The sequence below is a fragment of the Deferrisoma sp. genome (assembly GCF_054681715.1).
Map to the genome: position 1 here is coordinate 1 of NZ_BAAHFQ010000039.1, position 25136 is coordinate 25136.

Annotated in this window: 19 protein-coding genes and 1 tRNA gene; 12 read left to right on the top strand and 8 right to left on the bottom strand. The window is 70.4% G+C overall.

Annotation, left to right across the window (positions count from 1 at the left end):
* The first annotated feature begins 516 nt into the window (after nt 1-516).
* The 3 genes from ftsY (at nt 517) to ACY0I8_RS07870 (ending at nt 4337) form a co-directional block, all read left to right on the top strand.
* Complete coding sequence (gene ftsY, locus ACY0I8_RS07860) at nt 517-1740, top strand: signal recognition particle-docking protein FtsY (protein WP_461394308.1); 1224 nt, start codon at nt 517-519, stop codon at nt 1738-1740.
* A 244-nt stretch (nt 1741-1984) separates the two neighbouring features.
* Nucleotides 1985-3424 carry a sodium:proton antiporter gene (locus tag ACY0I8_RS07865; protein ID WP_461394309.1) on the top strand — a complete coding sequence of 480 codons (1440 nt, stop codon included), beginning with the start codon at nt 1985-1987 and terminating at the stop codon, nt 3422-3424.
* 13 nt (nt 3425-3437) lie between these two features.
* Nucleotides 3438-4337 carry a universal stress protein gene (locus ACY0I8_RS07870; protein ID WP_461394310.1) on the top strand — a complete coding sequence of 300 codons (900 nt, stop codon included), beginning with the start codon at nt 3438-3440 and terminating at the stop codon, nt 4335-4337.
* A 15-nt stretch (nt 4338-4352) separates the two neighbouring features.
* Here ACY0I8_RS07870 and ACY0I8_RS07875 read toward each other — a convergent pair whose 3' ends face one another.
* From ACY0I8_RS07875 to ACY0I8_RS07885, 3 genes are all read right to left on the bottom strand, one after another.
* Nucleotides 4353-6446, bottom strand: coding sequence for a thioredoxin domain-containing protein (locus ACY0I8_RS07875; RefSeq protein WP_461394311.1), 2094 nt, complete (start codon nt 6444-6446; stop codon nt 4353-4355).
* 390 nt (nt 6447-6836) lie between these two features.
* Nucleotides 6837-9503: an ATP-dependent Clp protease ATP-binding subunit gene (clpB, locus tag ACY0I8_RS07880; RefSeq protein WP_459941747.1), complete on the bottom strand. Its 2667-nt coding sequence runs from the start codon at nt 9501-9503 to the stop codon at nt 6837-6839.
* A 187-nt stretch (nt 9504-9690) separates the two neighbouring features.
* A complete protein-coding gene (locus ACY0I8_RS07885; protein WP_461394312.1) occupies nt 9691-11331 on the bottom strand; it encodes a glutamate synthase-related protein in 1641 nt (546 codons plus the stop codon).
* Nucleotides 11332-11554: 223 nt separating this feature from the next.
* Here ACY0I8_RS07885 and ACY0I8_RS07890 point away from each other — a divergent pair, with 223 nt between their 5' ends.
* Nucleotides 11555-12556 (top strand): DUF128 domain-containing protein, encoded by a 1002-nt coding sequence (locus ACY0I8_RS07890; protein ID WP_459941745.1) that lies wholly within the window; start codon nt 11555-11557, stop codon nt 12554-12556.
* Between the two features lie 65 nt (nt 12557-12621).
* Here ACY0I8_RS07890 and ACY0I8_RS07895 read toward each other — a convergent pair whose 3' ends face one another.
* From ACY0I8_RS07895 to ACY0I8_RS07910, 4 genes are all read right to left on the bottom strand, one after another.
* Complete coding sequence (locus tag ACY0I8_RS07895; RefSeq protein WP_459941744.1) at nt 12622-13170, bottom strand: hypothetical protein; 549 nt, start codon at nt 13168-13170, stop codon at nt 12622-12624.
* Between the two features lie 137 nt (nt 13171-13307).
* Nucleotides 13308-13778 (bottom strand): TlpA family protein disulfide reductase, encoded by a 471-nt coding sequence (locus tag ACY0I8_RS07900; protein ID WP_459941743.1) that lies wholly within the window; start codon nt 13776-13778, stop codon nt 13308-13310.
* Between the two features lie 43 nt (nt 13779-13821).
* Entirely contained in the window at nt 13822-14208 is a 387-nt protein-coding gene (locus ACY0I8_RS07905; protein ID WP_459941742.1) for a response regulator, read from the bottom strand.
* Between the two features lie 58 nt (nt 14209-14266).
* Nucleotides 14267-15118 carry an alpha/beta hydrolase gene (locus tag ACY0I8_RS07910; RefSeq protein WP_459941741.1) on the bottom strand — a complete coding sequence of 284 codons (852 nt, stop codon included), beginning with the start codon at nt 15116-15118 and terminating at the stop codon, nt 14267-14269.
* 287 nt (nt 15119-15405) lie between these two features.
* On the opposite strand from ACY0I8_RS07910, the gene ACY0I8_RS07915 reads away from it, so the two are divergent.
* The 4 genes from ACY0I8_RS07915 to ACY0I8_RS07930 all read left to right on the top strand — a co-directional run bounded on the left by ACY0I8_RS07915 (nt 15406) and on the right by ACY0I8_RS07930 (nt 22126).
* Nucleotides 15406-18498, top strand: coding sequence for a DEAD/DEAH box helicase (locus ACY0I8_RS07915; protein WP_459941740.1), 3093 nt, complete (start codon nt 15406-15408; stop codon nt 18496-18498).
* Between the two features lie 157 nt (nt 18499-18655).
* A complete protein-coding gene (locus tag ACY0I8_RS07920) occupies nt 18656-20113 on the top strand; it encodes a sensor histidine kinase (protein WP_461394313.1) in 1458 nt (485 codons plus the stop codon).
* 28 nt (nt 20114-20141) lie between these two features.
* Complete coding sequence (locus ACY0I8_RS07925) at nt 20142-20774, top strand: hypothetical protein (RefSeq protein ID WP_459941738.1); 633 nt, start codon at nt 20142-20144, stop codon at nt 20772-20774.
* Between the two features lie 2 nt (nt 20775-20776).
* A complete protein-coding gene (locus tag ACY0I8_RS07930; protein WP_459941737.1) occupies nt 20777-22126 on the top strand; it encodes a sigma 54-interacting transcriptional regulator in 1350 nt (449 codons plus the stop codon).
* Between the two features lie 14 nt (nt 22127-22140).
* Here ACY0I8_RS07930 and ald read toward each other — a convergent pair whose 3' ends face one another.
* A complete protein-coding gene (ald, locus tag ACY0I8_RS07935; RefSeq protein ID WP_459941736.1) occupies nt 22141-23256 on the bottom strand; it encodes an alanine dehydrogenase in 1116 nt (371 codons plus the stop codon).
* A 132-nt stretch (nt 23257-23388) separates the two neighbouring features.
* Between ald and ACY0I8_RS07940 the strand changes: the two genes are divergently transcribed.
* The 4 genes from ACY0I8_RS07940 to ACY0I8_RS07955 all read left to right on the top strand — a co-directional run bounded on the left by ACY0I8_RS07940 (nt 23389) and on the right by ACY0I8_RS07955 (nt 25101).
* Nucleotides 23389-23865 (top strand): Lrp/AsnC family transcriptional regulator, encoded by a 477-nt coding sequence (locus ACY0I8_RS07940; protein ID WP_459941735.1) that lies wholly within the window; start codon nt 23389-23391, stop codon nt 23863-23865.
* Nucleotides 23866-24207: 342 nt separating this feature from the next.
* Nucleotides 24208-24429 carry a DUF3553 domain-containing protein gene (locus ACY0I8_RS07945; RefSeq protein WP_459941734.1) on the top strand — a complete coding sequence of 74 codons (222 nt, stop codon included), beginning with the start codon at nt 24208-24210 and terminating at the stop codon, nt 24427-24429.
* A 20-nt stretch (nt 24430-24449) separates the two neighbouring features.
* Entirely contained in the window at nt 24450-24929 is a 480-nt protein-coding gene (locus tag ACY0I8_RS07950; protein WP_459941733.1) for a GNAT family N-acetyltransferase, read from the top strand.
* Between the two features lie 97 nt (nt 24930-25026).
* Nucleotides 25027-25101 (top strand) — tRNA-Val (locus tag ACY0I8_RS07955).
* Nucleotides 25102-25136 lie beyond the last annotated feature (35 nt).

A 25136-nucleotide genomic window follows, 5' to 3' on the forward strand; every position in this document is an offset into this window, starting at 1 on the left:
AAGCTCCGTAGGCCGCGAGGCGCGGCCTGTTTGCAAAGACAATAACTTCCGCCTCGGCCACACGGTGCGCCGCGGCCGTCTGGACCCTGGGACCGCAGACCGCCAGACCGGCGACTGTGGACCGAAGTTACTTGGAAGCTCTCGTAGGCCGCGAGGCGCGGCCTGTTTGCAAAACAATAACTTCCGCCTCGGCCACACGGTGCGCCGGGGCCGTCTGGACCACGGGACCGAAGACCGCGAGACCGGCGACCGACGACCGAAGTTACTTGGAAGCCCCCCAGGGCCCCTTCGGGGCCCCGCTACGCAGGACAGTAACGTGCGAGTCAGGGGCCCGGTGTGGGAGCGCCTTCCAAGGCGCGATCCGGGCCGAAGGCCCGCAAGAAAGGGGCGTCGCGGCTTGGAAGCCGCTCCCACGGGTTGGGACAACCGCTGACGCTGGAATCCCAAAGGATTTTGGCGTCCTAGCGTCCCAGCCTCCCAGCGTCCTAGCAGGAAGTTACTAGGAAGGACGGATTCGTGAGCACCGAAGAACCGAAGAAGGGAAAAGGGCTGTTCGGCCGGCTGTTTCGCCGCGGACGGGCGGAGGAACCGGCACCGGAGACGGAACCGGAGCGGGAGGAGACGCCGGTACCCGGGGAGGAGCCGGCTCCGTCCCCACCGGCCGGACCGGAGGAAAAACCCGAACCGACTCCCGAGGGCCCACCGGCCGGGGCGGCCGAGGACGAACCCCCGGGGGAGGAAGAACCGCCCGCATCGGAGGAAGAGCCGCCCGCAGAGGAGCCGGAGCCATCGGCGGAGGAGGAAACCGGCGCGCCCGAGGCGCCCTCCCGGGGGGGGCTCTTCTCCCGGCTTCGCCAGGGGCTCTCCAAAACCCGCCAGGGGCTCGTCCAGAAGGTCGACCGGATCCTGTTCGGCAAGAAGGAGATCGACGCCGAGACCCTGGACGAGCTCGAGGAGGCCCTTGTCACGGCCGACCTCGGGGTGGCCACGGCCATGCGGCTCGTGGACGAGATCCGCGACAAGGTGGGCCGAAAGGAGCTCCGGAGCCCCGAGGCCCTGCGGGAGCATCTGAAGGCCGCGATCCGGGAGATCCTCGTGGCCGAGGAGGCCCGGTTCGAACCCCCGGCCGAGGGGCCGTGCGTCATCATGGTGGTGGGCGTAAACGGGGTGGGCAAAACGACCACCATCGGGAAGATCGCGGCCCAGTACCGGGCCCAGGGCAAACGGGTGATCCTGGCGGCCGGCGACACCTTCCGGGCGGCCGCGATCGAGCAGTTGGAGATCTGGGGCCAGCGGGTGGGGGCCCAGGTGATCCGGCACCAGCAGGGCTCCGATCCGGCGGCCGTGGCCTTCGACGCGGTGGAGGCGGGCAAGGCCCGGGGGGCCGACGTGGTCATCGTGGACACGGCCGGCCGGCTCCACACGAAGCGAAACCTGATGGAGGAGCTCAAGAAGGTCCGCCGGGTGATCGGGAAGGCCCTGCCCGGGGCGCCCCACCAGGTGCTCCTGGTGCTCGACGCCACCACCGGCCAGAACGCCGTGAGCCAGGCCCGGCTGTTCCACGAGGCCGTGGGGGTGGACGCCATCGCGCTCACCAAGCTCGACGGCACGGCCCGGGGCGGCGTGATCGTGGCCATCTGCGACGAGCTCAAGATCCCGGTCCAGTACATCGGCATCGGCGAGGGCGTGGACGACCTGCGGCCCTTCGACGCCCGGGCCTTCGTGGACGCCCTGTTCTGATCCCGGGGCGCGACCGGGCGGGAGCGCGGTGCCTCGGTCGCACCCGGCCCGAGGGACCGCGGCGGAAGGTGTCGCGGCCAAAAGTTCGCGTCAACGGGCCAGGTATCGCCGTAGAGACGCCATCGGCGCCGAGCCGCCCGGCCGCCCCGATTGAACCCAGGGCCCGGTTCAAGGTTTCCGCCCCGCGGCTGAACCGTAGGGCGGCAACACCGACAGACCGTTCTCTTCGAGGGAGGAACGAGCCATGGAACGTCGACGCCTGGGCCGCGCCGCCGCGGCCGCCCTATTGGCCACCTTGTTCGCCTCGGCCGCCTGGGCCTCGGGGGGCGAGGGTGGGGCCGGGCTGGGGAGCGAGCTTCACCTCTACTGGGGCATCCCGTTCGCCGGGATCCTCCTTTCCATCTCGGTGTTCCCCTTGGTGGCACCGCGGTTCTGGCACCACCACTTCGGGAAGGTCTCGGCGTTTTGGGCGCTGGCGCTCGCGGTGCCGTTTCTGATCGCGTACCGGGGTGAGGCGCTCCACCACATCATCCACATCTACCTGGCCGACTACATCCCGTTCATCATCCTGCTGTGGTCGCTCTACACCGTGGCGGGCGGCATCCTGATCACGGGGAGCCTGGCGGGGACCCCGGTGGTGAACCTGATGCTGCTGGTGATCGGCACGGCCATCGCCTCGTGGGTGGGCACCACCGGCGCGGCCATGCTGCTCATCCGGCCGTTCCTGCGGGCCAACGCCTGGCGGAAGCGCCGGACCTACCAGGTGGTGTTCTTCATCTTCCTCGTGTGCAACATCGGCGGCTCCCTGACGCCCCTAGGCGATCCGCCGCTCTTCCTCGGGTTCCTGCGAGGGGTCCCGTTCTTCTGGACCTTCAAGCTGTTCGTCCCCATGGCCCTGGTGTCGGCGGTTCTCCTGGCCGTCTTCTTCGCTTTGGACTGGTACTACTACCGCAAAGAGGAGGGGCAGCCCCCGGCCCACGACGGCTCGAAGCTCGGGGTCGAGGGCGCCCACAACCTGATCTTCCTCCTGGGCGTGGTGGCCGGGGTGCTTTTGAGCGGGGTGCTCCACACCCGGCTCGGCGAGGTCACGATCCTGGGCGTCCACCGGGCCGTGGCCGACATCGCCCGGGACCTGGTCCTGGTGGTGATGGGGATCCTGTCGCTTCGGACCACGAAGCGGGCCATCCGGGAGCGAAACGAGTTCACCTGGTTTCCGATTCAGGAAGTCGCCTACCTCTTCGCCGGGATCTTCGTCACCATGATTCCGGTCCTCGAGATCCTGAAGGCCGGCGTCCACGGCCACCTGGCGTTCCTGATCGAGGCCGTGAAGGAGCCCTTCCATTATTTCTGGATCACCGGGATCCTCTCGAGCTTCCTCGACAACGCCCCGACCTACCTCGTGTTCCTGAACACCGCCCTCGGGAACTTCTTCCCCGGGGTGCCCGAGCGCCAGGCCATCCTCGACCTGATCCAGCACCAGGAGATCTATCTCGAGGCGGTGTCGGCCGGCGCCGTGTTCATGGGCGCCAACACCTACATCGGCAACGCCCCCAACTTCATGGTGCGGTCCATCGCCGAGGAAGCCGGCGTGGAGATGCCGAGCTTCTTCGGGTATATTTTGAAGTACGCGCTCGTGTTCCTCGTCCCGACGTTCGTCCTCGTGACCCTCGTGTTTTTCCGGTGAGGGGGAGGTAACCATGGAAGCGATCCGCAAGGTGTTGTTCCCCACCAAGTTCGAGGATCTGTCGTTTCGCTGCCTGGAGCGGCTTCTGCCCCTGAAGGAGGCCGGGCTCGAGGAGGTGATCCTGCTGTTCGTGATCGACCGGGACGAGGTGGCTTACAACCTGTTCCGGGGATTCGACAAGAAGCTCGCGGACCAGCTCCGGGAGGAGGCCCGCATCCGGTTCGAGGATTGGGAGAAGGAACTCGCCGAACGCGGCGTGAAGGCCCGCCACCTGATCGAGATCGGTTCGCCCGAGGGGAAAATCCTGGAGATCGGGTGCCGGGAGGAGGTGGACCTCATCGTGGCGGGTCGCCAGCACGAGCACCTGGGGGACGCCGTGTACCTGGGCGGCACCACCATGGGGATCCTCCGGCGGTCGGCCATCCCGGTGTACGTGTGCAAGCACCCCCCGGAGGGGGCCTGCGAGGTGCCGGGCACGAGCCCGTTCGAACGGGTCCTCTACGCCACCGACTTCTCCCCAGACAGCGAGCGGGCGCTGGTTTTCGTGAAAGCCCTGGGGCCGGTCGCGAAGGCCGTGGACGTGGTGCACGTGATCACCGAGCGGGACTTCCAGAAATGCCCGCCGGAGGAGGTGGCCCGGGCGGAGGCCGAGGCCAAGGAGCGCATGGCCGCCATCTGCGACGACCTCAAGGCCGCGGGCAAGGAGGCCGACTGGCACCTTCTGGCCGGGAACACGGCGGCCGAGATCCTGAAGGCCGCCCAGGATCACCACAGCACCCTGATCGTGATGGGCACGAAGGGCAAGCACGGGCTGAAGGAGATGTGGGTGGGGAGCGCCTCCCACCGGGTGGCCGAGCTCTCCCCGGTGCCCGTGGTGCTGGTGCCCACGGAGCGGGCCGAGTGCTACATCTGAGGGCCGGCCCGGGGCTCAGCCGGCCCTGGGCGGCTCCCGGAGCACGGCCGTGAGGTCCCCCGGGTCGGTGATGGGGGCCTGGCAACTGAAATTCTGGCACACGTAGGCGGCCGCCCGGCCGCCTACGGTTTTCATGCCCCGGGTGAACGGCGCGATCTCGGCCAGCGATCCGTCCGGGGGGGCGAGGAGCACGGTGGTTTCCGGCGCGTAGGCCGATCGGACGGCCTCCACCAGGGCCCGGGTGTCGTCGTAGCCGGGCTGCCCCGCGATCACGACCTCCCGGGTCGGTTCCACCAGAAGCGCGAGCCCCGCCAGGTACCCGGTGAACGCGGCCGGGTAGCGGGCCACCCGGCCGGCGAGGGCCCGGGCCAGCGCGTGGGCCCGCTCGGTCCAGGCGGGTTCCCCCGTGAGGAGCCCAAGTCGCGCAAACGACTCCAACGCCACGCTGTTGGCCGAGGGGGTGGCCCCGTCGTACACCTCCTTGGGCCGCCAGAGGAGCGCCTCCCCGTCCGCCGGAGTGTCGAAGAGCCCGCCCTCCCCCTCGTCCCAGAACCTCCCGAGGAGTTCCTGTCCCAGTTCCAGCGCCCGGGGGAGCCACACCGGGTCGAAACTGGCCCCGTAGAGGTCCAGGAACCCCCGGCACAAGAACGCGTAGTCCTCGGCCACGGCGTCCACCGCCGCCTCGCCGTCCCGGTACCGGCGAAGGAGTTTCCCGTCCCGGCGCAGGCGCTCCCACAGGAACCCCGCCGCCCCCCGGGCCGCCTGGGCGTAGGTTTCGTCCCTCAACACCGCGGCCGCCCGGGCCAGGGCCGAGATCATGAGCCCGTTCCATCCCGTAAGCACCTTGTCGTCCTTGAGCGGCCGGGGGCGGGTGGCCCGTCGGGCCAGGAGCCGGGCCCGGTCCTCCTCGAGTTCCCGCTCCAGGGCCTCGGGATCGAGGCCCCACTCGGCGGCCCATGCGGCCACCGGCCGCGGGAGGTGGAGCACGTTGGCGCCGGTCCGCTCGCCCGTGGCCTCCTCCCGGAAGTTCCCCTCGTCGGTCACTCCGTAGATCCGGCAGAACCGCTCGCCCCGTGCGGCGCCCAGCACCTCCAGGATCTCGGCCCGGGTCCAGACGTAGAACTTGCCCTCCACCCCCTCGGAGTCGGCGTCCTCGGCCGAGTGGAACGCCCCCTCGGGCCCCCGGAGATCCCGAAGCACGTAGGTGAGCACCTCCCGGGCGGCGCGGCGGAACAGGGGGTCTCCGGTCGCCTGCCACGCCTCGAGGTAGGCGACCGCGAGCCCGGCCTGGTCGTAGAGCATCTTCTCGAAGTGGGGCAGGAGCCAGTCGGCGTCGGTGGAGTACCGGTGGAACCCGAACCCCAGGTGGTCGAAGATGCCGCCGTGGCGCATGGCCCGAAGGGTTTCGGTGGCCATGCGAAGCGGGTGGTCCTCTCCGGTCCGCCGATGCCGGCGCACGAGGAACACCAGGTTGTGGGGCGTGGGGAATTTGGGCGCCGCCCCGAACCCGCCCCGCCGGGCGTCGAACTCCTGGGAGAAGATCTCAACCGCCGCCGCGAGGAGCCGGGGGGTCGGCTCCCCGGGTTCGGGCTCCCCCAGTTCCCGCAGCCGGCCCACGATCTGCCGGGCCGAGGATCGGACCTTATCGGGGTCCTCCTGCCACAGGGCGGCCGCCCTGCGCACCAGTTCGATCACCCCGATCCGGCCGTGGCGGCTCGTTTTCGGCAGATAGGTGGCGGCGAAGAAGGGCTCCCGGTCGGGGGTGAGGAGGATCGTCAGGGGCCAGCCGCCGGTGCCCGTGAGCGCCTGGCACACGGCCATGTACACCTGGTCCACGTCGGGCCGCTCCTCCCGGTCCACTTTGACGGGCACGGTGAGGGTGTTCAACACCGCCGCCACCTCGGGATCCTCGAAGCTCTCCCGCTCCATGACGTGGCACCAGTGGCAGGTGGCGTAACCGATCGAGAGGAACACGATCCGGTTCTCCGCCTTGGCCCGGGCGAAGGCCTCCTCCCCCCAGGGGTACCAGTCCACCGGGTTGTGGGCGTGCTGCAGGAGGTACGGGCTTTTCTCGTGGATGAGCCGGTTGGGGCGGTGGGATGTGGTCATCGGAACCTTCCGGGTGGTTTCAGGCTAGGCGGCTCGGCGGCTCGGCGGCGAGGCCGCCAAAAACGTTCTGGATCCTATTGCTCCGGCGGCGAAATGGAAGCGCTCCGGGGCATGGGGCCTACTGGAGAGCCGGTTGCCGCGCTCGCGCCCGGCCGGAACCAGTCCCCCCCGGCAATACGTTTGAAGGTATTCGTACCCCTGCCCCGCCCCTTCGGGGGAAGCGAACGATGATTGGCGAAGGGGCTGTTGGGACTCGAACGATCAGGGTACCGCAACAGGGGCCCGGCGCCAGCGCGGCCCCCCAAACACGCCAGCGGCCGCCCCCCCAGGGGGAGCGGCCGCGAGACGATCTTCCGACGGGCTCCGGTCCCGATCGCCGACCGAAACCCCTCAGTTCACCACCTCGGCCTCGTACACCTCGGGCTCGTCGGGGCCCCTGCCTTCCTCGGGCGGGTTCTCCCACCGGACCACGAGGTCGTCGCCCTCCACGTCCACCGTGATCGTGGCCCCGTCCCGCACGTCGCCTGCGATGAGCGCCCGGGCGATCCGGGTTTCGAGCTGGCGCTGGATGTAGCGCTTGAGAGGCCGCGCGCCGTACACCGGGTCGTACCCGGCCTGGGCGATGAACTTCCGGGCCGCCTCGGTGAGCTCGAACCGGATCCGGCGGTCCTGGAGCCGGCGCACCAGGTCCTGGGTCAGGAGATCCACGATTCGCTCGATCTCCTCGAGCGTCAAGGGCTTGAAGAGAACGATCTCGTCGACCCGGTTCAGGAACTCGGGCCGGAAGTGGGCCCGGAGTTCCCGCATCACGGCTGCCCGCGCCTCCTCCTTGATCTCCCCTTGGTCGGTCACGCCCTCCAGGAGGTAGTGGGACCCGATGTTGGAGGTCATGATGATCACGGTGTTGCGGAAGTCCACCGTGCGGCCGTGGGAGTCGGTGAGCCGCCCGTCGTCGAGGATCTGCAGGAGCACGTTGAACACATCGTGGTGCGCCTTCTCGATCTCGTCGAACAGGATCACCGAGTAGGGCTTGCGCCGAACGGCCTCGGTGAGCTGGCCGCCCTCCTCGAACCCCACGTACCCCGGCGGGGCGCCGATGAGCCGGCTCACGGCGTGTTTTTCCATGTACTCGCTCATGTCGATCCGGATGAGGTTTTCCTCGGTGTCGAAAAGCGCCTCGGCCAGGGTCTTGGCAAGCTCGGTCTTCCCCACCCCCGTGGGCCCGAGGAAGATGAACGACCCGATCGGCCGGCGCGGGTCCTTGATGCCCGAGCGGGCCCGGAGCACGGCGTCTGCCACGAGTTGCACGGCCTCGTCCTGGCCAACGACCCGCCGGTGGAGCACCTCGTCGAGCCGGAGGAGCTTCTCCCGTTCGCCCTCCATGAGGCGGGACACCGGGATCCCGGTCCAGCGGGATACGATCTCGGCGATCTCCTCCTCGGTCACCTCCTCCCTGAGGAGCCGGGTGCCGCCGAGGCGGTGGAGTTCCTCCTCCTTCTGGCGGAGTTGCCGCTCGAGCTCGGGCAGCCGGCCGTGCTTGAGTTCCGCGGCCTTCTCGAGATCGTAGTTGCGCTCGGCCACGGCGATCTCCTGGCGGACCCGCTCGATCTCCTCCCGGAGTTGCTGCACGGCCTTGATGGCCTCCTTCTCGTTCTCCCACTGGGCCCGCATGGCGTCGGCCTTGGCCCGCAGGTCCGCGAGTTCCTTCCGGAGTTGCTCGAGGCGCTCCTTGCTCGCCGCGTCCTTCTCCTTCTTGAGCGCGGCCTCCTCGATCTCGAGCTGCATGATCCGCCGGGTCACCTCGTCGAGTTCCGCGGGCATCGAGTCGATCTCGGTGCGGATCATGGCGCAGGCCTCGTCCACCAAATCGATGGCCTTGTCCGGCAGGAACCGGTCGGTGATGTAGCGGTGGCTCAGCACCGCGGCGGCCACCAGGGCGTTGTCCTGGATGCGCACCCCGTGGTGGACCTCGTAGCGCTCCTTGAGGCCCCGGAGGATGGAGATGGTGTCCTCCACCGAGGGCTCCTCCACCAGCACGGGCTGGAACCGGCGCTCCAGGGCCGGGTCCTTCTCGATGTATTTCCGGTACTCGTCGAGGGTGGTCGCACCGATGCAGTGGAGCTCGCCCCGGGCCAACATGGGCTTGAGCATGTTGCCGGCGTCGATGGCGCCCTCGGCCTTGCCCGCGCCCACGATGGTGTGAAGCTCGTCGATGAACAGGATGATCCGGCCCTCGCTCTCCTTGATCTCCTGGAGCACGGCCTTCAGCCGCTCCTCGAACTCGCCCCGGTACTTGGCGCCCGCGATCAGGGCCCCCATGTCGAGGGCGTAGATCGTCTTGTCCTTGAGGCCCTCGGGCACGTCGCCCCGCACGATCCGCTGGGCGAGCCCCTCCACGATGGCGGTCTTCCCGACCCCCGGTTCGCCGATCAGCACCGGGTTGTTCTTGGTCTTACGCGACAGGATCCGGATCACCCGCCGGATCTCGGCGTCCCGGCCGATCACCGGGTCGAGCTTGCCCCGCTGGGCCTCCTTGACGAGGTCGCGGCCGTAGCGCTCCAGGGCCTCGTAGGTGGCCTCGGGGGTCGGGCTCGTGACCCGCTGGTGGCCGCGCACGCCCACCAGGGCCTCCATGAACCGCTCGGCCGTGATGCCGTATTCGGCGAAGATCCGGCCCGCGTCGGTCTCGGTGCCCTCGGCGATCATGGCGAGCACCAGGTGTTCCACCGACACGTACTCGTCCTTCAGGCGCTTGGCCTCCTCCTCGGCCCGCACCAGGAGGCGGTTCAGGCGCTGGGTCACGTAGATCTTGCCGCCCTCCACGCCCGGGCCCGAGACCTGGGGCCGCTTGTCGAGCGCCCGGAGCACCTTGGCCCGGAAGTCGTCCACCGAAACGTCGAGCTTTTCCAGGAGCCGCGGGATGAGCCCCTCGGGCTGGTCCACCAGGGCCAGGAGGAGATGCTCCCCGTCCACCTCCACGTGGCCCCGCTTCATCGCGATCTTCTGGGCTTCGGCCAGGGCCTCCTGGGATTTTTGGGTCAACCGGTTCAGATCCATGGTCTCTCTCCTTTCGGCCCCGGCAGGGGGCCGCTCGTTTGTTGGGATGGGCTCCGGCCCGCCCGGGCCGTGCGGCCACAAGGTAAGGCCGAAACCCTGGCGTGCAAGGCCTCCTGCGGCCGAAGGCAAAAAGAAAGCCCCCCGGGGATGTCCCGGGGGGCACGATTCGGCCGCTTGAGCGGGCCGGCTATTTCTTGAGAATGGCCAGGGCCTTCTCGTCTAACGCCTCGGTCACGTAGGGGATGCCGGTGACCTCCGCGGTCTCCCGGTTCATGCTCATGAGGTCGTCCCGGGAGATGGCCGGGATCGAGAACTTCCGGGCGCCGGCCATGAACTGCTGGAGCCCGCAGGCGATCTTGTCGGCCCAGGTATAGAGCGCGATCGCGCCGAAGGGAATGTTCTCCATCTCCTTCTCGCCCACCTTGTTCTTTACCGCCTCCCACCCGGCGAAGATCTCCTCGGGGTAGGTGCCCACCACCTTGACCGAGTTGGGCAGGCTCTCCCAGTGGCCGTTGAGCTCCACCCGCTTCTCGGGCTTGAACACGCCCTCGATATTGGCGCCGAGGAACCCGGGGATCATGGGCGCCCGGCCCATGCAGACGAGACGGGTGTACGGGGCGCAGATCGCCAGCGCCTTGAACACGTGGTCCTCCCGGGCAAACCCGCCGGCGAGCGAGATGTCGGGGGGACGGATACCCCGCTCGTCGAGGATCTTGCAGTACTCGTAGGTCTTGGCGTGGAGCGGAAGCGACGGCACGCCCCAGTGCTGCATCATGTTCCAGGGGCTCATGCCGGTGCCGCCGCCCGCGCCGTCCACCGTGAGGAGGTCGAGTTCGCAGTCGGCCGCGTACCGGATGGCCATGGCGAGGGCCTCCATGCCGTAGGCCCCGGTCTTAAGGGAAATCCGCTTGTAGCCGAGTTTGCGAAGGTACTCGACCGTGGCCTTGAAGTCCTCCTCGACCGCGTCGGGCGTCGCCCGCTCCGCGGCGCCCAGGCGGCTGTGGCGGGCGAACGATTTGACGGCCCGGGCCTTGTACCCCTCCACCACGATGGGGTCGTAGGGGTCGGGATCCACCACGTACCCCCGGTCCTTCAGGAACCGAGCATACTCGATGTCGGTGACCTGGATCTCGCCGCCGATGTCCTTGGCGCCCTGGCCCCACTTGAGCTCGATGATCACCTTGTCGCCATATTTGTTGATCACGTACTCGGCCACCCCATTCCGGGTGTCCTCCACGTTGAGCTGCACGATGATGGCGCCGTAGCCGTCGTAGTAACGCAGATAGGTGTCGATGCGGCGATCGAGTTCCGGCGAGGACACCACTTTGCCGTTCTCGATCTTCGACTCCTTGTCCACGCCGACGACGTTCTCCCCGACCACGATCGGGAACCCGCACAGGGCCGCGCCCACCGCAAACCCGGTCCAGTACTTGGCGGCGATGAACGTCGAGCCCAGTGCGCCGGTCATGATGGGGATTCGGCAGGGGGTCTCCACCTGCCGGCCGAACCGGGTTTCGGTGCTCACGTTGGGGAACACGCAGTCGTCGGCGTTTTCCGAGAGCCCCGGGGGGAGCCCATGGGCGCCGTAGGCATACCCCTGGATCCGCAGGGCGTGGTACCCGACCCCCACCGCGCTCACGTGGCTCGCGCCGGAGGTGGTGTTGCCGAAATCCCTCGGGTACAGGAGCTTCCGGCCCACGAGCGACGAGAGCCAGGTTTCGCATTTGCCCTTGCACCCGCTCTCACACAAGGTGCACAGGCCGGACTCCGCGGGCTGGCCGCGGTTCACGGTTCCGAGGGCGTCGTTCAGCTTGGGCCATTCCATCATGGGGCTCCTCCTTTGGTGGGGTGAGAGTGGCACGCGGTTGCCAAGACGGCGTTTGTGTAGGACAATCGAAACCGGGTAGGCAAGAGAAAAAAATTAGCAACAAAAAAGCAAAATGGGATATGGTCGATTTGCCGGGGAGGAAGGGGGAATGAGGTCGATTTGGGCAAATTTGCCAATAGGAGACGAAGTTCCCGGGCCCCGCTCCGGGGGGGCGGGAAGGGGGGTGAGGCGGGAGCGCCGGCGCCGGGCGGTCCTACGGGTGCTCCACGAGACGAGCCGACCCCTGGGCTCCCATGAGATCGTGAGCGAACTGGCGCGCCGGGGCATCGACCTCGCTGAGCGGACTGTCAGGTCGTACCTCGCCGAGTTCCGGGCCGAGGGACTGGCGCGGAGGGAGGGGCGCCGGGGCTACGTGCTGACTGCCCGGGGGAGGCAGACCCTGGACGACGCCGCCGGGTTGGAACGCGTGTCTCTCCTTTCCGCGAAGATCGACCGCATGACGTTTCAGATGGACTTCGACCTGCGCGCCCGCCGCGGAAACCTGGTGGCGAACACGACGCTGACCCGCCGGGACGCCCTGGAAGCCTGCGCGGACACGATCTGCGAGGTGTTCCGGAAAGGCTACGCCATGGGGTCCCTCCTGGGGTTGCTGGGCCCGGGGGAACGGGTGGGGGCGTGGGAGGTCCCCGCCGGGCGCGTCGGGTTCTGCACGGTTTGCTCGATCACCGTGAACGGGGTCCTCCTGAAGATGGGGATTCCCGTGCGTTCCCGGTTCGGGGGGCTCCTCGAGATCCGCGACGGCCGGCCGGTTCGGTTTGCGGAGGTGATCCTCTACGACGGCACCAGCATCGATCCCCTGGAGATCTTCATCCGCGGCCGCATGACCGATTACTGCGGCGCCGTGGAGAGGGGCGCGGGCCGGATCGGAGCGAGCTTCCGGGAAATCCCCATGGAGAGCCGGGAAACCGTGGTGGAGGCCGCCGGGGAGCTCCGGGATGCCGGGTTGGGGGCGATTTTGGAGGTGGGCCGGCCCGGGGCCGAACTCTACGGCATCCCGGTTCCGGAAGGCCGGGTCGGCATGGTGGTGGTGGGAGGGCTCAATCCGGCCTCCGTGCTGGAAGAGCGCGGCTACCCCGCGGAGTCCAGGGCCCTATGCGGTTTTCTGCCCTATGAGCGGTTTTTCCCGTACCACCGGCTCCGAGACGAACTCCGAAAACTCCAATAAAAAACAGGGCCCGGCCGTTCGGCCGGGCCCTGTGCGCAAGGGAGGGGAAGGGAGGAAGGGTTCGGTTACGCGCCGAAGGACCGGGCGAACAGGTCCTCGATGGCCTTTCGGCCCGCGTCGTTCAGGTTCCGGGTGCCGGTGCCGCAGATCGCCTTGTGGGCGATGACCGGCTCGTCCTCGATCCAGGTGTCGTTGCGCCAGGTGAACCAGTGGCCCCGTTCCTGGTCGAACACGTGGAGCGGCCGGTTCCACATCTTGGCGAGCTCGGCGGCCCAGCCGGTGCCGCCCTTGACCGTGCCGTCGTTCTGGATGGTGCCCACCACGAACACCTGGTACCCGTTGTTCACCTGGTGCCAGATGCTCTGGAGGATCTGGCGCATCCAGGGGCGGGTGGAGTAGTCCCGGTGGAGCCGCTTGGCCACCTCGGTCATGCTCACGTCGCCCTTGGCGAGCTCCTCCGGCGTGAGACGCCGCACGCCCTTCGTGCGATGGATGTGGTGGCCGTCGAACGTGAAGTTCACCTCGGCCACGCCGTAGCCCTCGGCCACCTCGCCGAACGCCGCCTCGGCGCCCCGGGCGCCGCCGCTATAGAGGGTCACCTCTTCGGGTCGCATGCTTCATTCCTTCCTTTCGGCCCCGGCCGAACCGGAAGCCGTGGGTTGTCGGGAAAAGGGCCGGCGTTTATACAGGTCGGAACGGGCCGGGTCAAGAAAAAAAATGGAAAAAACGGGGAAGGAGGGTGGGGCAGGGGTTACGGGCCTCCGAGGAGTCTGCGCACCGCCTCCTCCAGCACCTCCCCCTCCACGTAGCCCTCCCGGCGCTCCACGACCGCGCCCGAACGGTCGAGGAGTATCGTGGTGGGGAGGGCCATGACCCGGTATTTCCGCTTGACGTCCCGGGTGCCCAGCACCACCGGGTAGGGCACCGGGGTTTTCCGCAGGAACCGGTCCACGGCGTCCGGCCGCGTGTCGAGGCTCACCCCCAGCACCTCGAACCCCTGGCCCTGGTATTTCTCGCGGAGCCGGGCGAGCTCGGGGATTTCCCACTTGCACGGCGGGCACCAGGTGGCCCAAAAGTCCACCAAGACCACCTTGCCCTTGAGTTCCGAAAGCCGTTTTTCCAGACAGTCGAGGTCGCAGGTTTCCACGGCGGCCGAAGGTCGGCCCGCCAGGAGGAATCCCGCGACGGCCAGCAGGGTGAAGAGCGCGTTTCGTCGGTTCATGGGGAGCTCCAGTAGGCGCGGCGGCCCGGACGCCCGACCCAGCCTACTGCGGATCCGTCCCCTGTCCACCCGGAAGGCCGAGAAGCTCGCGGACCGCGGCTTCGAGATCGGCCAAGCGAAAGGGTTTTCCTAGAAACCGGTCGGCTCCCGCCTCCAGGGCGCGCGTCGCGACCTCGGGGTGGATCTCCACCGAGACCACCAGGATCGGGACGCTCCGGGTGTCGTCCCGTTCCCGGAGGCGCCGGATCAGCTCGAACCCGTGCTCCCCCGGCATCACGAGGTCGGTGACCACCAGGTCGAACGGGCCGGGGCGCTGGAGCGCGTCGGCCGTCCCCTCGGCCTCGACCACCTCGAGCCCGAGCCGTTTGCGCAGCACCGTTCCGACGATGTCCCGAATGGTGGAAGAGTCGTCGACCACGAGGGCCTTCATGGCATCCCCCTGTGCGTTGCGTGGGTGGGCGGATCGCCCCACGGGTTGGTCAAAATCGTCACTCCGACGGATCGGCGAAGCCCCTCCCGTTCTTTAGGGACGCCTCGGCCCTCGCCTCCGGGGAAGGGGTGAGCCCACCGAGGAAGCCCACCCAGGCATTCCAGTAGGGCTCGCCGCCCACGAAGGCGGGGTCGTCGTGGCCGGCGCCGGGGATGGTTCGGAACCGCTTGGGGCCGCCGTACCGGTCGTAGAGCCGCCAGGCGAGCCCGATGGGGACCACCTGGTCCCGGTCGCCGTGGAGGAAGAGGGCGGGAACCTTCACCTCGGGCGCGAGGGCCAGGTTGTCCCAGAGGGGCTCCAGGTACCGCCGAAAGGGCCAGGACAGGACCGGGTAATGGAACCGGGCGAGGTCCGCGACCCGGGTGAACGCCCCCTCGAGCACCAGGCCCTCCACCGTGGTCCGCGCCGCCGTGTGGAGCGCCACCGCCGCCCCCAGACTCCGGCCGAAGAGCACCACGGGCCCGTCGGCCCGCCGGCGGGCCTCGGCGACGGCCGCGAGGGCGTCGCCGAGGAGCCCGGACTGGGTGGGCCGGCCGTCGCTTCGGCCGTAGCCCCGGTAGTCCAGGGCCAGGATCGACAGGCCCAGCCGCTCGTGGAGCCGAACGATCAGATCGACCCGGTCCGAGAGATTTCCCGCGTTCCCGTGGAGGAAGACGATGGCGGGACCCTCCCGGGTGCCCGGAACCCACCAGGCGTGGACCGTGACGCCGTCCGAGGCGACCAACCGGAGGTCCTCGTACCCGAGCCCCCGGGACCCGGGGGTGAGCCCCCCCGATGCCGACGGGTGGTACACCCAGCGTTCCACCCACGCGGAACATCCGGCCAGCAGCATCGCGGCGACGGCGAGCATGTAGGCAGCTCCCCTGATCGCGGAGGGCGATGACATCCGTTGGCGCAACGTCGGTCCTCGGCCTTTCGGGGTCGGCAAACCGGCAGCCGGCATCGGGTGGGGCGGGGCCGGAGCGCCGAACTTCCCCGGGCCCGACCCCGCGGATTTGGCGTCGCGTTGTGTCCGACACCCAGGTCCCCTAGCATAGAAGGTTCGCCGTTTGTCGCAAACCCGCGCGAGGCCCCGCCCCGGATTCCCGGTGGGCGGCCGCGATTCGCTGGCGCGCGGGAAGGAGGTCACGCCGCACCATGGAACCGCGCTGGATCGACCCCGCCCTCATCTACCGCCGGCTGCGGGCCAGGCGGCCCGGGCCGGCGCCCGAAGGCCGGGTGGACCGGTTCGCCGAGAGGTGGGATGAGGGGCGTGGAGAGGCGCGGGGCCTCGTGGCCCTCGCCGGGGAAGGGGGCCACGAGGCGGTCCTCTACGCCACCCCCACCCGGGTCGGGGGCACCTGCGGGTGCCGGGAGGTATGGCCCTGCGGGCACCTCCTGGTCCTGGCGAGGAAATGGGCCGAGGAGGCCTCCCGCAAGGGCTGCGAACCGGCCCACTGGCGGCCGCTCCTCGACGCCCTTGTGGGGCGGACGCCCCGCCCGGCGGGCCCCCGGCGGCTCGCCCACTGGGTGGCCCCCGCCCCCGCCGGCCGGACCGCGGGGTTGCTCCTCCACTGGAGGCTCCACCGGGCCCGCCCGGAGGGGCTGGGCCCCGGCCGGGTCGTGGCGTGGGAAGATCTCGCGGAGGCGGCGAGCCGGTGGGGCGCGGCGGTCGACCGGGAGGTGGCCCGCCGGGTCGGCGCCCTCGTGGCCGCGGGGGCCCAGCGGGCGGGGCCGGGAATCCGGGTGGACCCCGGCGACGTCGATCTCGTGCTCCGGTGCCTGGCGGAGGCGGATCACGTGTTCGACCAGCGAACCGGGAAGCCCGTCGAGGTCCGGCTCGACCCGGTGCCGGTCCGCCTGCGGGTCGAGGGGGAGGGCCAGGAATTCGTGCTCCGGGCGGATCTGGGGGGCGGGCCGTCGCTAGTGGTCGGGGAGCGGCAACCGTGGGTCTGGCGGGGAGGAGAGATTCGGCCGGTGGCGGGAGCCCGAAGCGGGTCGGCCCTGGCGCTCCTCTCGCGCGATGGCGCCCCGGTCGAGCCCGAAGAGGTGCCGGCCCTGGTCGGGGCCGCCTCGGGAGCCCTGGAGGCGGCGGGGGTCCGGTTGGATCTGGAGGGATTTCGGGCCGAGCGACTCCTCGTGGACGAAACCCCAAAGCCCCGGGTGTATCTGGAGGAGGCCGATGGCCGGCTGGTGGTGCGCCTGGCCTTCCGGTACGGGGACCTGGAGATCCCGGCGGAAAACCCCGACCCTACTCCCCGGGTGACCGTGGGTGCGCACTCGGCGTACGTGCGTCGGGACATGGAGGCCGAGTTCCGGGCCACACGGCGCCTCATGGAGGCGGGGCTCTCCCTGGTGGAACCCGGCTGGTTCACCGCCGAGGGCGAGGACGCCCTCGGGTTCCTCCTGGACGGGGTGCGGGAACTCGGGGAAGAGTGGGCGGTGTTCGGCGCGGAGCGGCTGGTCCGTTGGCGCGTGCGCCCGAAGCCCGTGGTCCTCCGGCTCCGGGCCCGCACCGGGATCGACTGGCTCGAGGTGGAGGCCGGGGCCGAGGCCGACGGCGTGCCGGTGGGCGTGCCAAGGCTCCTCGAGGCCCTTCGGCGGGGCGATCGGTACGTTCGGCTCGAGGACGGGTCGTTCGCACGGGTGGCCGAGGGGTTCCAGGACCGGGCGCTCCGGGTCCTGGAGGACCTGCGGATTGGGACCGGGGCGGCCCGGCTGCCGAAGCACCTGGCCCCCCTGGTGGAGGAGCTTGCGGATCTCGCCGAGGGGGCCGAATGGGAGGGCCGGGAGCTCTGGGCCGAAACCGTGCGTCGGCTCGCCGAGGCCCGGACAAAGCCGATCGGCCCCGTGCCGGGCCTCCGGGCAACCCTTCGGCCGTACCAGCGGGCCGGGGTGGGGTGGCTCGTGGCCGCTGGGGAGGCCGGCCTGGGTGTGGCGCTCGCCGACGACATGGGGCTCGGGAAGACCGTGCAGGCGCTCGCGGCCGTGGCATCGGGTGCCGGGGCCGGCCGGCCCAGCCTCGTGGTGGCCCCCACCTCGGTGGTGCCCAACTGGGAGGCCGAGGCCCGCCGGTTCACCCCGAACCTCAGGGTGCTTCGCCACCACGGGGCCGAGCGGGGGCAGGGCCCGGAGGCCTTCGGCGGTGCGGATCTGGTGATCACGAGCTACGCCCTCCTGCGCCGGGACCGGGAACTCCTGGCCGGGGTGGAGTGGGACTGGGCGATCCTGGACGAGGCCCAGGCCATCAAGAACCCCGACACCCAAACGGCCCGGGCCGCCCGGGCCCTGCGGGCCCGAAGGCGCCTCGCGCTGACCGGCACCCCCTTGGAAAACCACCTGGGCGAGATCTGGAGCCTGTTCCAGTTCCTGAACCCCGGCCTCCTCGGGAGCCAGCGCTCGTTTGCGCGCCGCTTCGTGCAGCCGATCCTGGCCGGCGACGAGGGGGCGGCCGAGGCGCTCCGGCGCCGGATCGCGCCGTTCGTGCTTCGGCGTCTGAAATCCGAGGTGGAGCCGGAGTTGCCTCCGAAGGTGGAGGCCGTGTTGTGGTGCGAGATGGAACCCGAGCAGGAGGCCCTGTACCGGTCGCTCCTCGAGGCCAGCCGGAGGCAGGTGGAGGCCGCCATCCGGCGCTCGGGGTTCGACCGGGCCCGGATGTCGGTGCTGGAGGCCCTGCTGCGGCTCCGTCAGGCGTGTACGCTCCCGGCGGTCCTGCCCGGGGGGGTGGGGGAGGGCGTCCCCTCGGCCAAGTTCGACCGGTTCCGCTCGTTCATGGCCGAGACCATCGAGGAGGGGCACCGGGTTCTCGTGTTCAGCCAGTTCACCCAGGTGCTCTCGCGGCTGCGGGACTGGTGCGAGCAGGCCGGGTACCGGCCGCTCTACCTCGACGGCCGCACCCGGAAGCGCGAGGAGAAGGTGCGCCGCTTCCAGGAGGACGAGTCGGTGCGGGTGTTCCTGATCAGCCTGAAGGCCGGCGGAGCGGGGCTGAACCTCACCGGCGCCGACTACGTGGTGCTCTTCGACCCCTGGTGGAACCCGGCCGTGGAGGCCCAGGCCACCGACCGCACCCACCGCATCGGCCAGACCCGGAAGGTGTTCTCCTACCGGATGGTGGTCCGGGGCACGGTGGAGGAGAAGATGCTGGAACTCCAGGCCCGCAAGCGGGGGCTCCTGGAGGCCGTCCTCGGCCCGGACGGCGCGGGCGCCCTCTCCGAGGAGGACGTTCGCGACCTTCTCGGCATCGAGGGGTGACGGGGCCCCCGCGGGCGGTGTCCCCGGGGTGTGCAGGGGGAAAGGGAGGCGCCACGGCGTGCCACGTTGGGTCGTGGACGACGGCTGATTTCTGTCCTCCGTCCTCTGATCCCCGGTCCCCTGGCCGGTTCCCGAAACGATGATAGGATCTCCCACCATGGCTTGGAGGCGCTCGAACCCCCGGGGGGGCCGGTGGCCCGTGTCGTTTCTCGGGCTCGCCTGGGCCGCGCTCTTGGCGGTGGCCCTGCCCTTCGGGGGCGCGCTCGTGGGGGCGGGGTGGTGGGCCGTCGATCTCGCCCGGGACGCGGCCGAGGGGCTGGAGGAGACCGCCCTCCAGGGGGCGTGGAGCCGGAGGCTGGAGGACAAACTCCTCGGTCTGGAGCGCAAGGCCCGGCAGTTGGTGGTGCTGGGGGACGCGGAGATCCTGGCCGACTACGAGGCCCGCCGGGGCGAGTTCCTGGAGGTTCTGGCGTGGCTCGAGGGGGCCGCCCCGGCCGAGAACGTTCGCCGGGAACTGGCCCGCATCCGGGAGATCGAGGCCGGGGTCTACGCGCGGCTCGTGGCGGGGCCGGCCCCCCCCGGTGAGGTGGGCGGGGCGCTGGCGCGGTTCGGCGAGGCCCACGCGGCGGCCCGCGCCGTGACGAACCGGGTCCAGGAGCGGGTCGAACGGCGGGCCGAGGAGACCCGGCAAGAGGCCGAGCGGCTGCGGCGCCGGCTTTGGGGGTTGGCCATGGCGGCGATCCCCCTGACGCTCGGGTTGGCGGCGCTGTTCGCGGTCCTCCTGTCCCGGCCGGTCCGCTCCCTGGAGGCGGCGGTGGAACGCCTCGGGGAGGGCGCGTTCGACACACCGGTGGAGATCCACGGGCCGCCGGACCTGGCGAGCCTCGGAGAGCGGCTCGACTGGATGCGCCGCAGGCTCCTGGAGCTGGAATCGGAGAAGACCCGGTTCCTCGCCCACCTGTCCCACGACCTCAAGACCCCCCTCACCGCGATCCGGGAGGGCGCGGAGCTCCTGCTGGGCGGGGTGGCCGGCGAGTTGGACCCGGAGCAGGAGGAGGTGGTCCGGATCGTCCGGGAAAACGGGATCCACCTCCAGCGCCAGATCGAGAACCTCCTCGCCTTCAGCCTGGGGGAGGCGAGGGACCGAACCGAGCCCCGGGAAACCGTGGACCTGGCCGAGGTCGTCCGCCAGGTCGTCGAAGATCTGCAGCCGGCCTGCCGGGCGAGGGGACTGCGGCTGGAGTCCCAGATCGAGCCGGTTTCGGTGGAGGGGGTTCGCCGCCGGTTGCGCTCGGTGGTGGAGAACCTTCTATCGAACGCCGTGAAGTTCACCCCCGACGCGGGGAACATTTTGATCCGTCTGGAATCCCAAGGGGACAGGGCCGTTCTGGGGGTCTACGACTCGGGCCCTGGGGTGCGGGCCGAGGATCGGGGCCAGGTGTTCGAGGCCTTCTTCCAGGGGAAGGCGCGGGGCGCGGGGCCGGTCAAGGGGAGCGGCCTCGGGTTGGCGATCGTGAAGGAGTATGTCGAGGCCCACCACGGGGCCGTGGAGTTGTGCCCGTCCCCGTTGGGCGGGGCGGGGTTTCGGGTGACCCTCCCGGTGCGGCAGGGATAGGCCGGGGGCGAAACAGGGAGGAGGTTCCGTGGAGAGGTCGGCGGGCAGGGGTGCTAGACGTTACCGCACGGTGCGGGCCCTCCTATTGGCAGGGGTGTGCGGCCTCCAGGCCTGCGGGGTCCTCCCCGCCCGGGGCGTGCGCGACCGGGAGGTGCGGGTCACGGCCGAGGCGCCGGCCCCGTCCCCCTGTCCGGACCCCTTGCGGCCGCTCCGGGAAGCCCTCGCCCTGCCCCTCCCCGAGGCCGAGGCCCGGTGGGGGCGAGAGGTAGCCGAGGCGGCCCTGGGGAATCCAGAGGCCCGGGTACGGGTTCTCGCTCTGGCCGTGCGCCTCCCGCCGGCCGGGGGCCGGCGGGCCGACCTGGATCGCCTGTTTCCCCCGGGGGAGGACGGTGGGGTGTCGGACCCCCTCGAGCAAGTCCTGCTCGCCGCCGCCCGCCGCGTTCCCCCGCCGGCCCTGCCCCCGGCCGAGCCGAAGGCGGCCGACGAGGCGTGCCGGCGCCGGCTCGCGAAGGCCGAGGAGGCCTCCCAACGGGCACAAGCCCGGGTGCGCGAACTGGAGCAACGGCTCCAGCGGCGTGAGGAGGAGAATCGGGCCCTCGAGCGGCAGATCGAGGAACTCAAGACGATCGAACGGATCCTGGAACACCGGAGGCCCGAGTAGCCGTGACCGAGCCAGCCCGCCACCTGTTGGTCGTGGACGACGACCGGGATCTCCTGAAGCTCCTGGCCCTGCGGCTCAAGGCCGCCGGGTTCCGGGTCACCACGGCCGCGAGCGGCGAAGAGGCCCTGGCCGCCCTGGCGGCCGACGCCCCGGACCTCGTGATCACCGACCTGCGCATGGACGGCATGGACGGCATGGCCCTCTACGACGCGATCCGGGAGCGCCACCCGTCGCTGCCGGTGATCATCCTCACGGCCCACGGCTCGATCCCGGAGGCCGTGGAGGCCACCCGCCGGGGCGTGTTCGGGTTCATGACGAAACCCTTCGACGGCCGGGAACTCGTGGCCGAGGTCCGGCGGGCCCTGGCCCTGGGGAGCGGCCCCAGCGCCGGGGCCGGGGAGTCGTGGCGGGAGGAGATCGTGACCCGGAGCCCCGCTATGGAAGAGGTGCTGCGCCGGGCGAAGCTCGCGGCCCAGGGGGAGGCGGCGGTGCTCATCTACGGGGAGAGCGGCACGGGAAAGGAGCTCCTCGCCCGGGCCATCCACCGGGCGAGCCCCCGGGCGACGGGCCCCTTCGTGGCCCTGAACTGCGGGGCGATCCCCGAGCCGCTGCTCGAGTCGGAACTCTTCGGCCACGCCCGGGGGGCGTTCACGGGGGCCACCGAGGAGCGGCCGGGGCTCTTCCGGTCCGCCCAGGGGGGAACGCTGCTTCTCGACGAGATCGGCGACATGCCCCTGAACCTCCAGGTGAAGCTCCTGCGGGTCCTGCAGGACCGGGAGGTCCGGCCCGTGGGGGCCACCCGCGTGTTCCCGGTGGACGTACGGGTGATCGCCGCGACCCACCGGGACCTGGACCGGGAGGTGAGGGAGGGGCGGTTCCGAGAAGACCTCTACTACCGGATCCACGTGGTGCGGCTGGAGATCCCCCCTCTCGCCGAGCGCCGGGAGGACATCCCGCTCCTGGCCGAGCATTTTCTCCGGCGCCTGGCCGAGCGCTCCGGGCGCCGCGTGGCCGGTTTCGCCCCCGAGGCCATGGAACTGCTCCTCGCCGCCCCGTGGCCCGGGAACGTGCGCCAGTTGGCGAACGTGGTGGAGCACGCGTTCACGCTGTGCACGGCGCCCTTGATCCCGGCCGACCTGGTGCGAGAGGCGCTTCGGGAGCCGGCGGAGGCAGTGCCCACCCTGGCCGAGGCGCGCCGGCGGTTCGAGCTCGAGTACCTGGTGCGGGTGCTCCAGATGGCCGAGGGGAACGTGACCCGGGCGGCCCGCATGGCCGGCCGGAACCGCACCGAGTTCTACCGGCTCCTCCGGCGCCACCACCTGGACCCGAACCTGTTCAAGGCCGAGGGGTAGGGCGGGGCGTTCCGTCAGGATGCGAGCGCGACCTCCGGGGGCACGTACTCCAGCCCGTGGGCCTCGGCCACCGCGGGGTGGGTCACCCGGCCCCGGTGCACGTTGAGCCCGTTTCGGAACCCGGCATCCTCCCGCACGGCCCCGAGGCCCTTTTCTGCCAGGGCGATGACGTAGGGCAGGGTGGACTGGACCAGGGCCAGGGTGGAGGTGCGGGCCACGGCGCCGGGCATGTTGGCCACGCAGTAGTGGACCACCCCGTCCACCACGTAAGTCGGGTCGTCGTGGGTGGTGGGCCGGGAGGTGGCGAAGCAGCCGCCCTGGTCGATGGCCACGTCCACGAGCACGGAGCCCCGGGGCATCGCGGCCACGAGGTCCCGCGAGACGAGCTTGGGGGCGGCCGCCCCCGGCACGAGCACGGCGCCGATCACGAGGTCGGCGGACGTGACGAGCCGCTCGATGGCCTCGGTCGTGGAGTAGATCGTGCGCACCCGGCCGGCAAAGAGGTCGTCCAGTTGGTGCAGCCGCTCCACCGACCGGTCGAGCACCGTGACGTCGGCCCCCATGCCGGCGGCCACCCGCGCCGCGTTGGTGCCCACCACACCCCCGCCGATCACCACCACCCGGGCCGGCTCCACCCCCGGGACCCCGCCGAGGAGCACCCCCCGGCCGCCCTGGGCCATCTCGAGGGCCCGGGCGCCCGCCTGGACCGAGAGCCGGCCGGCCACCTCCGACATGGGAGCCAAAAGGGGCAGCCGACCGGCCGGATCGGTCACGGTTTCGTACGCCACGGCCGTGCAGCCCGACGCCAGAAGGCCCCGGGTCTGCTCGGGATCGGGGGCCAGGTGGAGGTACGTGAACAAGATCTGGCCCTCCCGCAGGAGCGCCACCTCCCCGGGCTGGGGCTCCTTGACCTTGACGACCAGGTCGGCCTGGGCGAACACCTCCCCCGGCGTGGCGAGGATCCGGGCGCCGGCGGCCTCGTAGGCCTCGTCCGGGAACCCGATGGCCGCCCCGGCGCCGGTTTCCACCGACACCTCGTGCCCCCGGGCCGTGAGCTCCCGCACGGCGGCGGGGGTGAGCCCCACGCGAAACTCCCGGTTCTTGATCTCCTTGGGTACCCCGATCCTCATGGCGGCCTCCTGGGCTGGGAATGGAACCTCTCGACTTGGGAGAAGAATACGTTGTTTCTTGCGCAATGTGCTTGCAAAGTGGGGCTGTCCGAAGCGATCTTGTGACGGAACCCGTGAAAAAGAGGACGTGAGATGCAAGAATCTGCGCAGGTGGACCTGGACCACCTGGACCGCGCGATCCTGCGGGAACTCCAATCGGACGGCCGCATCACCAACGCCCAGTTGGCCAGGCGGGTGGGGTTCTCGGAGTCGGCGTGCCTGCGGCGGGTGCGGCGGCTCGAGGAGGCGGGCGTCATCGACCGGTACGTGGCGATCCTGCGGCCCGAGGCCGTGGGGAAGGCGGGCACCGTGTTCGTGCGGGTCTCGCTCCACGGCCAACAGCGGGACGCCCTCGAGCGGTTCGAACGGGCCATCCGGGAGGTGCCCGAGGTGATGGAGTGCTACCTCATGAGCGGAGACGTGGACTACCTCGTGCGCGTCGCGGTGGGAGGGTTGGCCGACTACGAGCGGGTTCACGACCGCCTGACCCGGCTTCCGGGCGTGGCCCGAGTGCTCTCGTCGTTCGCGCTGCGGACCGTGCTCAAACGGACGGCCCTGCCCCTCGGCTGACCGGGTTGGACGGCGCCGCGAGCGTGCCGTATCCTTGCGGCTGGGCGGCTGGGCGGCTGGGCGGCGAGGCGGCGAGGCGGCTAGGCGGCTAGGCGGCTAGGCGGCTAGGCGGCTAGGCGGCTAAGCGGCGGAAAGCCTTTGGGGGGTCGGCGCCGGCGCCCGTGTCAGGGGTCCGTGGCGAGACGACAGAAAGCAGGGGTTCTCTGACCTCTGAATTCTGGCCCCCGATACGGCAGCCGCTCCGACGGATTGGCCGGCGCGATGACGCTGGAATCCCGAATGTTCTTAGCCGCCTAGCTGCCAAGCAGCCCAGCCGCCTAGCCGAAGTCTCTTGGAATCGCGATGCCGAAACGCCTCTTTCTGAAAGTGGGGGACCTGGTGGTCCACCGGGACTGCAAGGCCTGGGGGGTGGGCCGGGTGGTGGAGCTTCGCACCTCGAGCCTGGAGGGCGGGCCGGCCCTGGTGCGCATCCGGTTCGAGGACGGCGAGGTGCGCACCTTCTTCAACGACCTCTCCGAGCCCAACTGCTGCTACTACCGGGGCATCCGGTTCTACCGAGGGTGATGGGAATGGGGAGCCCTGTGGTGCGGGACGCCGATGTTGCCGATTTTCCGCGCATTCTCGAGCTCAACCGCGGCGTCGTCGCGGTGACGAGCCCGCTCGATTGGGCCGGGCTCCAACGCCTCCATGATCTGAGCTGTCACCACCGGGTCGCAGAGAGTGCAGGCCGGGTGGTCGGGTTCCTCCTCGCCCTGGCCGAGGGGCAGCCCTACCGGAACCCCAACTACGAGTGGTTCGCGGCCCGGTATCCCACCTTCGTCTACATTGACCGGGTGGTGGTGGCGCCCGAGGCGAGGGGGCGCGGGGTGGGGCGGTTGCTCTACGAGGATCTCTTCCGGGCGCTCGCGGCGCGGGGAACCGGGGTCGTGGGCTGCGAATACACGGTGGATCCCCCCAACGAGGCCTCCCGCAAGTTCCACACGGCCCTGGGGTTCCGGGAGGTGGGGCGGCAGCGGGTGGCGGGCGGGGCCAAGGAGGTGTCGCTCCAGGTGTTCCGGCCGTGACCGGCCGCTCTTTTGCGTTGACACCGCGGCGGAGGGGCTGGTAAAAGAAGCGCCTTCCGGCCGCCTGCGCGGCCCGAACGCAGCGAGACCCGCTTGTAGGCACGTAGCTCAGTGGGAGAGCACCTGCCCGACACGCAGGGGGTCGGCGGTTCAATCCCGCCCGTGCCTACCACTTCTTGCTCGTTCGCGGATGAGGCATCGCGTGGT